Origin of the sequence: Agrobacterium tumefaciens, assembly GCF_009649785.1 — a bacterium.
In the GTDB taxonomy this organism is placed as follows: Bacteria; Pseudomonadota; Alphaproteobacteria; order Rhizobiales; family Rhizobiaceae; genus Agrobacterium; species Agrobacterium tumefaciens.
On record NZ_WJOK01000004.1, the window covers coordinates 158,950 to 172,353 of the forward strand.

Below are 13,404 nucleotides of genomic sequence, written 5' to 3' on the forward strand. Positions count from 1 at the left end.
CCCCTGCGCGCATCGGTATCTAGTGCCGAACCGTCGAGTACGATACGCCACTGCCAGCCGCGCCTCGTCCGGCCCCGATAAAAAACAGGGAACCCAAACATGACATCCTCCCCCTTTTCCTTCTCGCTCGACCGGCGGCATTTTCTTGCCGGCGCGGCCAGTCTCGCGGCGCTTTCTGCCGGTTTCATCACAGACGCCAGTGCGCAAGGCGCGGACACACCGAAGAAGGGTGGCGTTTTGAAATTGGGTATCGGCGGCGGCAGCACCACGGATAATCTCGATCCCCGCATCCTGAAAGACTGGGTGCCGGTCAATCAGGCCTTCATGATCATGAACGGCCTTGTCGAGATCGATGCCAGCAATCACGCTGTGCCTGAATTGTTCGAAAGCTGGGAAGCGCAGCCCGGCGCCGTGGAGTGGGTCTTCAAGCTGCGTCAGGGTGTCACCTTCCACAACGGCAAGACCCTGACGGTGGAAGACGTCATCTACTCCATCAACCTGCACCGTGGCGAAACCACCTCTGCGGCACGCTCGGTTGCGTCTGCGCTCAAGAGCGTCGACAAGCTTTCCGACACCGAGGTCAAGATCGTCCTCGAAAGCGGCAATGCCGACCTTCCTTACATCCTGTCCGACTACCATTTCCTCGTTGTGCCGGAAGGCTGGACGGATTTCAGCAAACCTGTCGGCACCGGGCCATTCGTGTTCGAAAGCTACGATCCGGGCGTTCGTTCGCGCTTTACTCGTAATCCGAATTACTGGAAGCCGAATGCCGCTCACGTTGACGCCGTGGAAGTCATCGTCATCAACGATATCGCCGCACGCACCAATGCCATGATGTCGGGTCAGGTCCATGCGATCAACCAGCTCGACTTCAAGACAGTAGACCTGCTGCGCCGTAACCCCAACCTCAACATCGTCCAATCGGCTGGCGGCCAGCACTTCACATTCCTGATGGATTGCACGCAGGCGCCATACAAGGACAACAATATCCGCCTTGCCATCAAGCACGCCATCGACCGCGAGCAGCTTTTGAAAACCGCGCTGCGTGGCTACGGCCGCATCGGGAACGATCATCCCATCCCGAGTTCTGACCGCTTTTATGCCGCGGATCTGGCGCAGCGTCCCTACGACCCCGAGAAGGCGAAGTTTTATCTGAAGCAGGCTGGCCTCGATACGCTCAAGGTAGAGATTTCCGCTTCCGACGCCGCCTTCTCCGGCGCTGTGGATGCAGCAGCGATTTTCCGCACGAGTGCGGCCAAGGGCGGCATCGATGTTTCTATCAAGCGCGAACCCGCCGATGGCTACTGGGACAACGTCTGGATGAAAGCTCCATTCTGCATGTCATACTGGGGCGGACGCCCGACAGCAGACCAGATGCTGACCATCGCTTACCAGTCCACCTCGGCGCAAAATGATACGCACTGGAAGAACGAAAACTTCGACAGGAAACTCATCGAGGCGCGTGCACTTCTCGATGATGCGAAGCGCAAGGAAATCTATGCCGAGCTTCAGGCGCTCATCTCCAATGAGGGCGGCGCCATGATCCCGATGTTCGGAGATTATCTGGATGCGACATCCAAGAAACTGAAGGGCGTGACCACGCATCCGATGTTCAACTTCATGGGTGCCCGTCTCGCTGAAAAGGTCTGGTTGGACGCATAATGACTAAGCTTATCCTGAAGCGCATTGCTTTGGGTATTTTGACGCTTCTGCTGGTGTCGGCGCTTATTTTCGCCGGCACTCAGCTTCTTCCCGGAGATGTGGCGTCGGCAATACTCGGACAGAATGCGACGCCTGAATCTCTCGCCGTGCTGCGCGCCGATCTCGGTCTGGAGCAGCCCCTTCTGCAACGTTATCTTTCCTGGCTCGGCGGTTTCGTAACCGGCGACCTTGGAAATTCGCTGGCAAACCACCAGCCTGTCGCAGCTCTCCTATGGCCGCGGTTCTGGAACACCATGGCGCTGGCGCTGTATGCCGCCGTCGTGTCCGTTCCGGTTGCCGTACTTCTGGGTCTGTTCAGTGCCATCTGGCGCGGCAGCCTGTTCGATCGGGCTGTCAACATCGTTGCGCTGGGCTTTGTTTCCCTTCCGGAATATTTTCTGGGCCTGTTGCTGATCCTTTTCGTGTCCGTGCAGTACAATCTTTTGCCGAGCCTTGCTGACACTTATCCGGGCATGGGCTTTGCGGATTGGCTGAAAGCCACCACGCTTCCTGCTCTGACGCTGGTTCTGGTTACTGTGGCGCAGATGCTGCGCATGACCCGTACCGCCGTTCTTGCGGTGATGGATCAGGCCTATGTCGAAACAGCCTATCTCAAGGGATTGCGGACCAAACGCGTGGTTCTCCGCCACGCGCTTCCCAACGCCGCGGCCCCGATCGTCAACGTCGTATCGTTCAACATCGCCTATCTCATCACCGGTGTGGTGCTGGTAGAGGCCGTGTTCAACTATAACGGCCTTGGCCGTTTCATGGTCGATGCCGTTTCGAAGCGGGACCTTCCGCTGGTACAGGCAGCAGCCCTCGTTTTCGGCGCAACCTACGTCATTCTAAACATCATTGCCGATGTGTCGGCAATTGCGCTTAACCCGCGCCTGAGGCATCCCCGATGAATATGCTCCGCACCATCACCCCAACCGCATGGGTCGGTCTTTTCATCATTTCGGTCAACATCGTCCTGTTCGCAGCCGGTCCGCATATCGCGCCTTTCGGGCAGGAGGAGATCGTCGGTTCGCCTTTCGATCCGCCTTCGGCAATGCACTGGTTTGGCCTTGATCAGAACGGACGCGACATGCTGTCGCGCCTTTTGGCCGGTGCGCAAATCTCCATCGGCGTTTCGCTGGCAGCGTCCCTGCTCTCCTTCACAATCGGGATCACACTTGGTTTCATCGCGGCTATCTTCGGCGGCTGGCTCGATATGGTTCTCTCGCGCATCGTCGACACTGTCATGTGTATTCCAGTGCTGATCTCGGCTCTTGTCGTGCTGCAGGCGCTAGGCTCGTCCATCCCCGTGCTGATAGTGACCATTGCGCTTCTGGATTCCACCCGCGTCTTCCGTCTGGCGCGCATTGTCGCCCAGGGCGTGAATGTGCTGGAATATGCCGAGACCGCGCGCCTGCGCGGAGAAGGCCTGATCTGGCTAGTGTTCAGGGAGATACTGCCCAATGCCCTGCCGCCGCTCATTGCGGAATTCGGCCTGCGTTTCTGCTTCACCTTTCTGTTCGTGGCCGGCCTGTCCTTTCTCGGGCTTGGCGTTCAGCCTCCTTTCGCAGACTGGGGCGGCATGGTGAAGGACAACCAGCAGGCCATTCTTTACGGCCTCTACGCACCGCTATATCCGGCCGCTGCCATCGCCGTTCTCACCATCGGCGTCAATCTCGTCGTGGACTGGCTGCTGGCTGGCCGCAGCGCAATTCAGGGAGCAGACCGATGAGTAACAATGAGGTCTTGCAAATTCGCGGCCTGAAAGTTGCTGCACCGAATGGAGCAATTCTGGTTGATGGTATCGATCTGGATCTCAAGCGCGGTGAGGTCAAAGGGCTGATCGGTGAATCCGGCGCCGGTAAATCCACCATCGGGCTTGCCGCCATGGGATATGGCCGAAACGGTTGCCGAATCGTTGGTGGAGAAATCGTCGTGAATGGCGTTTCGCTGATGACGGTGGATCGCGCCGGTCGTGAGGCGGCGCGCGGTGCGCGCATCGCCTATGTGGCGCAAAGTGCAGCTGCGGCGTTCAACCCTGCCATGAAGATTGGCGAACAGATTATCGAGGGGCCGCTTTACCACGGCGTCATGAACCGGCGGGAAGCCGAAGCCTGGATGCTGGAACTGCTGCAAGCGCTGCAACTTCCCGATTATCAGAATTTCGGCGACCGTTACCCGCATCAGGTCTCCGGTGGGCAGTTACAGCGCGCGATGGTGGCCATGGCGATGTCATGCCGCCCTGACATACTCGTGCTGGACGAACCCACAACGGCACTCGATGTCACCACGCAGATAGAGGTTCTGGCCCTGCTCCGCAGTCTCATCCAGCGCTACAATACCGCCGCCCTCTACATCACGCATGACCTTGCCGTCGTCGCGCAGATTGCTGACAGCATCATAGTCTTGCGCCATGGCAAGAAGGTAGAGGCCGGTTCTGCCGAGGATATCCTCGAGCACCCGCAGGAAGACTATACGCGCCGTCTTGTTTCCGAACGCCAAGCCAGCATGTCCGGCGAATCCGTCCAGAACAGGGGTGGTGAAATCCTGCTCGAAGCGCGTGACGTCACCGCCTACTACGGTCGCAAGAAGGTGCTGGACAACGTTCACTGCGAAATCCGAAAGGGCGAAACACTGGCAGTCGTGGGTGAATCCGGTTCGGGAAAATCCACTTTGGCCAGGGTTATCGCCGGGTTGCCGCCGCAATCTTCCGGTGTCGTTTCGCTGGCTGGACACCGGCTTGCGGACAAGTACTCCAGGCGTTCGCGTGAAGATCTTCGCCGTATCCAGCTCGTCTACCAGCTTCCGGATGTGGCGCTCAATCCACGCCACACCGTAGGCGAGATCATCGGCCGTCCCATGTCGTTCTATTTCGGAATGAATGAAGATGAGCGCGCCTCCGAGGTGAACCGGTTGCTGGACCTGATCGGTCTGCCCCGGGAGTTTGCAGAGCGCCTGCCAAAAGCGCTTTCCGGGGGGCAGAAGCAGCGCGTGTGTATCGCACGCGCACTTGCCGCAAGACCCGATCTTATCATCTGCGACGAGGTGACATCGGCACTTGATCCTCTCGTGGCGGAAGAAATTCTCAGACTGTTGCGCTCGTTGCAGGATGAACTGGGCGTCTCCTATCTGTTCATCACCCATGACCTCGGCGTCGTTCGCCGGCTCGCCGACAGGACGATGGTGATGCAGCATGGCCGCATTGTCGAAACCGGGACGACCAAGGAGGTTTTTGCACCTCCTTACCAACCCTATACCGAACAGCTCATCACCTCCGTCCCCGAACTGCGGCGCGACTGGCTGGATGGCGTGCTGGCAAAACGTGGCCTCCCCGCCGCATGATCTGCGGGGCGGTTCACTCTTTGATGGGAGCCGCCTCGCATTCTTTCATTGTTGTCTCCCGGCAAAGCGATGCCCGCTTCAAATGACCCGACTGGAATACCCCAAATGACAATACGTGTTGAAGAACATATCTGGATTCCCATGAGCGATGGCGTACGCCTTGGTGCTCGCCTTTGGCTGCCGGAGGGCGCGGAACAATCGCCGGTTCCCGCCATTCTCGAGTATATTCCCTATCGCAAGCGAGACGGAACCCGCGGGCGCGACGAGCCGATGCACGGCTATTTTGCCAGCCAGGGATATGCCGCGATTCGCGTGGACATGCGTGGCACAGGCGAATCCGATGGCCACATGGCAGACGAATATCTGAAGCAGGAACAGGACGACGCACTCGAGGTGATCGACTGGATTTCCCGCCAGCCGTGGTGCAGCGGCAATGTCGGCATGATGGGCAAGAGCTGGGGCGGCTTCAACGGCCTGCAGGTCGCCGCCCGCCGTCCGCCGGCACTGAAAGCCGTCATCACCGCCTATTCGACCGACAACCGTTATACCGACGACATTCACTACATGGGCGGCCTGCTGCTGAACGACAATCTGTGGTGGGGCACCATCATGCTTGCTTATCAGAGCCGTCCGCTCGATCCGGAGATCGTTGGCGACACGTGGCGCGACAGCTGGATCGAGCGCCTGGAGAAGCTCCCCTTCTTTCCCGCACTCTGGCTGGAACACCAACGTTACGACGATTACTGGAAACACGGCTCGGTCTGCGAAGACTGGAGCGCCATTGAATGCCCGGTCCTTGCCATCGGCGCATGGGCGGACAGCTATACCAATGCCGTCCCGCGGCTTCTGGAGAACCTTCAGGTCCCGCGTCGCGGCATCATCGGTCCGTGGGGCCATATCTACCCCCAAGATGGTGTTCCCGGTCCCGCAATTGGCTTCCTGCAGGAAGCAACGCGCTGGTGGGACCATTGGCTGAAAGGCAAGGACACCGGCGTCATGGACGAGCCGATGCTGCGCGCCTTCGTCAGCGACACGATCGAACCGACCGGTACGCGCACGACGACGCAAGGCCGCTGGGTGGGTGAAGCAACATGGCCTTCGCCCGAAATTGCAACCCGCTCACTTTACCCCGGTGCAGCGAAGGAACTGCGCGATACGGCAAGCGAACCGGCAATTCTCAGCATTCGTTCGCCGCAAAGCCACGGCAAGGCGGGCGGGGAATGGATGGCGACCGGATGCCCCGGCGAACATCCAACCGATCAGCGGCTCGACAACGGTGGCGCGCTCGTTTTCGAAACCGCCTTGATGGAAGAGGATTTCGATATCCTCGGTGCGCCGGTAGCGCGTCTGCGCATTGCCGCAGATTGCCCTGTCGCGCAGATTTCACTGCGCCTCAACGACGTCCTGCCGGATGGCTGTGTCACACGTGTCAGTTATCAGGTTTTCAACCTGACTCACCGCGATAGCCACGAAAATCCGGAAGCGTTGGAACCCGGCAAATTTTACGATGTCGCAATCAAGCTCAATGATTGCGGTTATCGTTTTGCCAAAGGGCACCGGCTGCAACTCGCCATCGCCACGGCCTACTGGCCGATGGTATGGACATCGCCTTACGATGCGACGATCAGCGTCTCCATTGCAGAAAGTGCGCTTGACCTGCCCGTGCGTGCCACCTGTGACGACAAGCCTGTGCGTTTCGAGGCCCCTGCCCACGGCCCATCGACACCCATGACGCAGGTCGATCCCGGCACGGTCCGCCGCTGGACCGAACAGGACCATGAGACGGGTATCAACACCTATGTCACGGAAGGCGTGGGCGGCTTGTTCGGCGAGGGCGTGTTGCGGTTTGACGACATCGACACCGAACTCAGCCATAGCCTGCGGCGTCAATTGACCATTCGCGACGGAGATCCCCTCTCCGCGAAATACGTCCTCACCCAGACATATGAAATTGGCCGCGATGGGTGGCGCATCAAGATCGAGAGCCGCACCGAGATGCGCTCCGACAGGGAGAATTTCTACCTGACCGGAGAACTTTCGGCACTCGAAAATGGCAGCCTCGTCAAAACCCGGAAGTGGGATGAGCGCTACAAACGCGACCTCATCTGATGTCGCATGGCCCTTGCAGGTGTTTGCGGGGGCCTACAACATACTATTGTCTCGATACCGTACCTGTCAGCTTTCCTGTTCAGGAGCGATCAATGTCACGGTTGGGAAACAGGATCGATATCGGCCTACGTCTCGTGTCAGAAGCGGGAGACCTTGAACTGCGGCATGAGCCCCAATGAAGGAGTCTGGCAAAACGCCTGTGCGGGATCCGCCCGCACGGCGATACTGCGTGAAGGCCTTCCCGCTAAAAACAATGCAGAGCGAGTAAAAGGGATGGCCAAGCACAACTTTTTGTCGAGACGCAAAAATTAGAAAAACTAATAGTTGACGCAACCATGCAAGCACGCTATAACGAACCATCGAATTTGCTTGCTTAGCTTTGCTTGTTGCGCGATTGGCACCGCGTTCTGAACGAACCTTTCCTTTCAAAATCGCTATCAATGTTCGCAGCGCTTCTCAGTGCTGTGGGTCCTCTATCGCTATGAAAGGGTTCATCATGACCACTGGCACAGTTAAATGGTTTAATTCCACTAAAGGCTTCGGCTTCATTCAGCCTGACAACGGCGGCACAGATGCCTTCGTTCATATCTCCGCCGTTGAGCGGGCTGGTATGCGCGAACTCGTCGAAGGCCAGAAGATTGGCTTCGACCTGGAACGCGACAACAAGTCCGGCAAAATGTCGGCCTGCAATCTGCAGGCTGCCTAACGGGTTTTGCTTCCCTTTGACCACGGATGTACTGGCACTGCCGGAAGCACCCCGAACCAATCAAGGCCAGGCAAATTGCCTGGCCTTTTGTTTTCCGCTCGCATGCCGAGCCTTACCACCGGAACACCCATGACAGAAAAATACAGTATCTCGCGCCAGAAGGCCGAGGTTGCCTTCAGCAACATCCAGACGCCGTTCTTCGCAAAGGACAAAGCGCTCGACGAGCTTGATTCGATCACGCAATCCCGCGACGCCAAGACCTTGCGGCTGCGGGAAGCACGTCTTGCAAAGGAACAGTCTGATCGCATTTCTGCGACATCCGCTCTTCTTGCCAAGCGTGCCCGTGCACGATGATGGTTTTGACGGCATCGTCAGAACAGGTGCCTGAAGCCAATTCGCATCAGACGGCTTCCTAACCATCCCGGTATATACAGACGCCGGGCCTTGAGCTGTTGCATGCCTGTCAACTCCCAGGCAAGCTTACGTTCCAGCTGCCCAAGCGCGGCGCCAGTTATATTAAATCACTAAATTAGAATTATATTTAAAAACCGAAGCTATCGGCGTTTACGTCTCGCTCCAAGTCATCGTGTAACGCGTTCCCTTGGCCTGTTCCGGGTGCGTATGCGTTTGCTCGACACGAGCACCAATGTTCTGAGCCATTGCCATAATCAGCTTTGTTCCGAGGCCAGTACCACGCGGAGATGCGTCGGGCTTTGAACCGACACCATCGTCTTCGACAACGAGAACAAATTGCCGATTTTCTTCCGAAAGTCCGACGCGAACCGTGCCGGATTGATCTGGATAAGCGTATTTCAGCGCGTTGGTCAGCAGCTCGGTGATGATGACACCCAGAGCTACGGCATGGTCTGCCTTGAGGCTGATGTCACAAAGCGATGTTTCGACGGTAATGGACGAAGATCCGGGAACCGCCTGAAACAACCCATCGATGATCGACGTCAGGTACGAATTGAGCGATACCAGACCTATATTGTCGGTATTGTAAAGGCTGCGGTGAACGCCGGCGATCGCCGAAATCCTGCTTTGGGTTTCCAGCAAGGCGACTTCGGCTTCCTCAGACTTGATGGTGTTTATCTGCAGGCGAATCATGGCGGATACCAGCGAGAGGCTGTTGGCGACCCGATGGTTCATCTCCTTCACCATCATTTCCGCATGTTCCTTGGCCTTCACCAGCAACCGGTCGGATTCCTCCTTCGTCTGACGCAGACGATGGTTTTCCAGCGACTGATCGATAGCCGTAAGCAACAGCGGGAAAAAGTCGTCACCGACATTCTTTATGACGTAGTCGGCGGCACCCGCCTTGAGGGCGTCGATCGCGATCTGGGCTTCGTTCGATCCCGTTACATAAAGAACGGGAACCCGCCCCGGCAAGGACTGAATCGCGGCAAGGAACTCCATTCCCGTCGATGTCTGGAAGTAATGGTCCAGAACGACGATATCGAACTGCTCGTCTTGAAACATCTTGAGCCCGGACGCCACGGATGCGGCATGGACCACCTCCATTCCGTGACGACCGAGGATCCGGCTGGAAAGCCGCGCCAGAGCCGGATCATCATCAACATACAAAACGCGCAATGCCATCATGCCTTCAAGGTACTTGAATTACGGAGAAGAACAGGCCGAGGTTCTTTATCGCACTCGCAAAGCCTTCGTAGTCGACCGGCTTGGTTATATAGACATTTGCACCAAGGTCATAACATTTCTGAATCTCGGTTTCGTCATCCGTCGTCGTCAAAACGACCACCGGCAAACGGCGCGTATATTCGTTACTCTTGATCTCCTCGAGAATTCGGATACCCGACATATCAGGGAGGTTAAGATCGAGCAAAACGAGAAGATATCGATCTTTGCTGACAACGCCATCGCGGTTTTCACCGAGGATGTAGTCGAGTGCCTTTGCACCGAGCGTAAAGGGCATGATCTCGTTATTCACACCTGCGCGACGTACGTTCTTCTCGATCAGCCGAGCATGACCTTCGTCATCCTCGATCATAATGATCGTTACCTCTTGACCGGTTGCCTTCATTTTTCGCCTTCTTTCGTCACTTTTCTGAGATCGCTCGGCAACAGCAATGTAAATGTACTGCCTTTGCCAAGTTCGGAACTCACCTTAATGTCTCCTCCTAAACTTCTTATTAGCGACCGAACATGGGCAAGGCCGATGCCTTCCCCCGGCTGATCCTGATCACCGGCGCGGCGAAAGAGTTCGAACACCCGCTCCAGATCATGCTCGCCAATGCCGCGCCCGTTGTCGCTGACTTCGATGCTGATGGCACCCCGCCCGGACGGATAAGCACGGGCAGTCAATCGCAGCGGTCGTCCCGGCATCTGGTATTTCACCGCATTGTCGAAAAGATTGCCAAGGATTTGGTCGATAGAGATACGATCCGTCACGACTGTCAGCTTTGATGTCTCGACACTGATCTCGCCGCCATTGGCATTGATCTGGTGACGAACCGTCTCGGAGAGCGATGACAGTAATGTCTCTATGTCGACTTTTTCCGGCTGCAGCTTTCGCTGACCATCGCGCGATATCTTCAAGATCGCATTGATCAGCTGGTCCATCTTGCGTGTCGAAGAGCGGATGAAACTGATCGCCTCGGGAAGATCTTCCTCGACAGCCAGTCTGGCATCCCGAACCACGTCGTCGGAAGGCATTTTGCCGTCTGCGAGCACATATGCGGTGACCGGCTTCAGGGACGTATCGAATTCGGAGAGGAACCCCATGATATTGACGAGCGGCGCACGCAAATCGTGCGTGACGATATAGGCGAAGCGCTGAATTTCCTGATTGGCGCTGCGAAGATCACGGGTTCTTTCCTCAACCCGCTCCTCCAGATGGCGATTTAACTCGTCAACATCTTCCCGAGACCGGTTCAACGCACGGATATATGTGAAAACCAGAAAGATTGAACCGCCGACAACAAGCAGGATCGCCAGCGTGCCGCCGAGCGTTACCCATTGCAATGTATTGGCGGCGCCAAGTTGGTCTCCGACGATGATGCGGAGCCGATCGTCGGTCTGCGATTGCAGCTTCGACAAGATCGCCCTGATTTCGTTCATGAACCGTTTGCCGTCATTCTCACGGACGACTTCGACTGCCTCGGTGATGCGTCCTGCCTTTTGCAGATCGATGGTTTCCTGGGTTTCAGCCAGCTTGTTGGCGACGGCATTACCGAGATCCGTCAGATCCTGCTCGTATTGCTTCTGGTCCTTCAGCACTTCGAGAAGTCTGGACTGCCTCTGCGGCAACAGGCTCAAGGCCTCCTGATATGGGCTCAGATACTCGATGTTGTTGGTCAGCAGATAACCCCTCTGCCCCGTTTCAATGTCCTGCATCGACGTCAGGATATCGAGAATGGCAGCCCGCACACGGCGCAACTCGGCTGTTTCTTGCGAGTACCGGTTGTTCACCTGCACCAGCCACAGCGAAGTGGCGACCATTCCGGTCAATATTGCAACACCTACAGCGAGCATAAACAGGCTTCGCTGAGCAAAAGGCGAAAAACTAATCACAGTTGTAAATTCCCGGCATGCACCTCATTCGCGCGCAAACTAGAATATGCGGCGCATTGAATCGAACGTTTTATTTTCGATTCATATGGGAACCACTTTTGACGACGCGCGTTGAGCGAGGCTGTAAAAAATATTCCGCTCAGAATAGCGGATAGCGGTGCGAAACTTCACGGTTTTTCAACCCGGAATGCCAGAATTGCCTTAAACAACCTGAACCAGATGGCCCGGGGAAACGGTTTTATAGTTTCGCGTCGGCGTTTGAAATCCCATCGGCCGTATCGGGCTTTTCAGTTCATCGTTGGATATGCCGCGCTTTATTCCGCGTCGCGCCGGATCGGGTACCGGCACTGCCGCCATGAGTTTCTTCGTGTAGGCATGTTGCGGATTGTCGAAAACAGCAGCGCGCGGACCGATCTCCACAATCTCACCGAGATACATCACCGCGACGCGATGGCTGACACGCTCCACCACCGCCATATCGTGGGAGATGAAGAGGAAAGCGAGATTGAGGCTCTGTTGCAGGTCGAGGAGCAGGTTGCAGACCTGCGCCTTGATCGAAACATCGAGAGCCGACACGCTTTCGTCGGCAACAATGACCTTCGGATCGAGGGCAAGCGCACGGGCAATCGCGATGCGCTGGCGCTGGCCGCCGGAAAATTCGTGAGGATAGCGGCTCGCCATGTCGGCGGTTAGACCAACCTTTTCGAGGAGATCGGCAGTCTTTTCCTTCGCCTGCTTCGTGGTGCCCAGTTTGTGCTTGATGAAGGGTTCGGAAATCGCCGTACCCACCGTCATGCGCGGATTGAGCGACGAGAACGGATCCTGAAAGATCATCTGTACGGACTTACGCATATTGCGCAGGCCGACGGTATCGAGCCGCATCACATCGTAACCATCGAGCGAAACCTCGCCGGCCGTCGGTTCGACAAGACGCATGATCGAGCGGCCGGTCGTCGACTTTCCGCAACCGGACTCGCCGACCAGTGCAAGCGTCTCCCCCTGAAACAGATCGAAGGAGACGTTTTCGACCGCGTGAACCGCACCCGTCTGCCGGGCCAAAAGGCCGGAGCGGATGGGAAACCGCGTCACGAGGTTCTTGACCGACAGGACAGGTGTCTGTCCGCTCGCAACCGTTTCGGCCACTTCTACCGGCTCGGTCGACAGGCCGGTTTTCATGTCGAGCACCGGAAAGCGCGTCGGCCACTGCCGGTCGCGCATCGAGCCGAGCTTCGGCACCGCCGAAAGCAGCGCCCGCGTATAGGGATGCTTGCCGCGCTGGAATATATCCCCGGTTGGTCCGGTCTCGACCTCATCGCCCCGGAACATCACAATGGTGCGGTCGGCGATCTCCGCCACGACGCCCATATCATGAGTAATGAAGAGGACCGACATGCCCTCCTCTTCCTGAAGCAGTTTGATCAGATCGAGAATCTGGCCCTGAATGGTGACGTCGAGCGCGGTCGTCGGTTCATCGGCGATCAGCAGTTTCGGCCGGGAAGCGAGCGCCATTGCGATCATCACGCGCTGGCGCATGCCACCGGAAAACTGATGCGGATACTCGTCAAAGCGACCGGCCGCGTTGGGAATACGAACCTTTTCGAGAAGCCGGACAGTCTCCGCCCTTGCCTGCTGCTTCGAAAAGCCCTTGTGCCGGATGAGGACCTCGGAAATCTGGCGGCCGATCGTGAAGATGGGATTGAGCGACGTCATAGGCTCCTGAAATATCATCGAGACGTCGTTGCCCCGCACGCCCCGCATTTCCTTCTCGGAAAGCGCCAGAAGATTGCGCCCGTTCAAGAAAACTTCACCCTCAATCCGGCTGAAAGCGGGGCTAAGCAGGCGCATGATGGACAGCGAGGTGACGGACTTTCCCGAACCGGACTCACCGACAATCGCGACGGTTTCGCCCGGAGCGACATCGAAGGAGACGTTACGGACGACGCTCTTCCAAGCATCATCGACGAGAAAAGAAGTGGTCAGGTTTCTAACGGAGAGAACAGGTGTCGTATTCATGA

The 13,404-nt window shown here is 57.1% G+C and carries 11 protein-coding genes and 1 pseudogene; 7 read left to right on the forward strand and 5 right to left on the reverse strand.

Features of this window, described 5'->3' with window-relative positions:
• Positions 1–99 precede the first annotated feature (99 nt).
• The 5 genes from GH784_RS06000 (at position 100) to GH784_RS06020 (ending at position 7,149) form a co-directional block, all read left to right on the forward strand.
• Positions 100–1,662 carry an ABC transporter substrate-binding protein gene (locus tag GH784_RS06000; protein WP_013761343.1) on the forward strand — a complete coding sequence of 521 codons (1,563 nt, stop codon included), beginning with the start codon at positions 100–102 and terminating at the stop codon, positions 1,660–1,662.
• A complete protein-coding gene (locus tag GH784_RS06005) occupies positions 1,662–2,609 on the forward strand; it encodes an ABC transporter permease (RefSeq protein ID WP_003517729.1) in 948 nt (315 codons plus the stop codon). Before GH784_RS06000 ends, GH784_RS06005 begins: the two co-directional genes overlap by 1 nt.
• A complete protein-coding gene (locus GH784_RS06010; protein ID WP_112291291.1) occupies positions 2,606–3,430 on the forward strand; it encodes an ABC transporter permease in 825 nt (274 codons plus the stop codon). Before GH784_RS06005 ends, GH784_RS06010 begins: the two co-directional genes overlap by 4 nt.
• A complete protein-coding gene (locus tag GH784_RS06015; protein WP_076844814.1) occupies positions 3,427–5,040 on the forward strand; it encodes an ABC transporter ATP-binding protein in 1,614 nt (537 codons plus the stop codon). The genes GH784_RS06010 and GH784_RS06015 overlap by 4 nt, the downstream gene beginning before the upstream one ends.
• 105 nt (positions 5,041–5,145) lie before the next feature.
• The gene (locus tag GH784_RS06020; RefSeq protein ID WP_153793274.1) at positions 5,146–7,149 is read left to right on the forward strand and encodes a CocE/NonD family hydrolase; all 2,004 of its coding nucleotides are present in this window, start codon (positions 5,146–5,148) and stop codon (positions 7,147–7,149) included.
• Between the two features lie 66 nt (positions 7,150–7,215).
• Here GH784_RS06020 and GH784_RS27370 read toward each other — a convergent pair.
• Positions 7,216–7,421 (reverse strand): annotated as a pseudogene (locus GH784_RS27370) (type II toxin-antitoxin system VapC family toxin); the annotation flags it as partial.
• 224 nt (positions 7,422–7,645) lie between these two features.
• On the opposite strand from GH784_RS27370, the gene GH784_RS06030 reads away from it, so the two are divergent.
• Entirely contained in the window at positions 7,646–7,855 is a 210-nt protein-coding gene (locus GH784_RS06030; RefSeq protein ID WP_003517737.1) for a cold-shock protein, read from the forward strand.
• Between the two features lie 129 nt (positions 7,856–7,984).
• Positions 7,985–8,209: a hypothetical protein gene (locus GH784_RS06035; protein ID WP_003517740.1), complete on the forward strand. Its 225-nt coding sequence runs from the start codon at positions 7,985–7,987 to the stop codon at positions 8,207–8,209.
• A 210-nt stretch (positions 8,210–8,419) separates the two neighbouring features.
• On the opposite strand, the gene GH784_RS06040 is transcribed toward GH784_RS06035, so the two are convergent.
• The 4 genes from GH784_RS06040 to GH784_RS06055 form a co-directional block, all read right to left on the reverse strand.
• On the reverse strand, positions 8,420–9,457 hold the full coding sequence (locus tag GH784_RS06040; protein ID WP_025596004.1) for a sensor histidine kinase: 1,038 nt from the start codon (positions 9,455–9,457) through the stop codon (positions 8,420–8,422).
• A 4-nt stretch (positions 9,458–9,461) separates the two neighbouring features.
• A complete protein-coding gene (locus GH784_RS06045; protein WP_003517744.1) occupies positions 9,462–9,899 on the reverse strand; it encodes a response regulator in 438 nt (145 codons plus the stop codon).
• The gene (locus GH784_RS06050) at positions 9,896–11,350 is read right to left on the reverse strand and encodes a sensor histidine kinase (protein WP_025596003.1); all 1,455 of its coding nucleotides are present in this window, start codon (positions 11,348–11,350) and stop codon (positions 9,896–9,898) included. Before GH784_RS06050 ends, GH784_RS06045 begins: the two co-directional genes overlap by 4 nt.
• A gap of 240 nt (positions 11,351–11,590) precedes the next feature.
• Positions 11,591–13,402, reverse strand: a complete 1,812-nt coding sequence (locus GH784_RS06055) for an ABC transporter ATP-binding protein (RefSeq protein WP_025596002.1) — start codon at positions 13,400–13,402, stop codon at positions 11,591–11,593.
• Between the last annotated feature and the right edge of the window lie 2 nt (positions 13,403–13,404).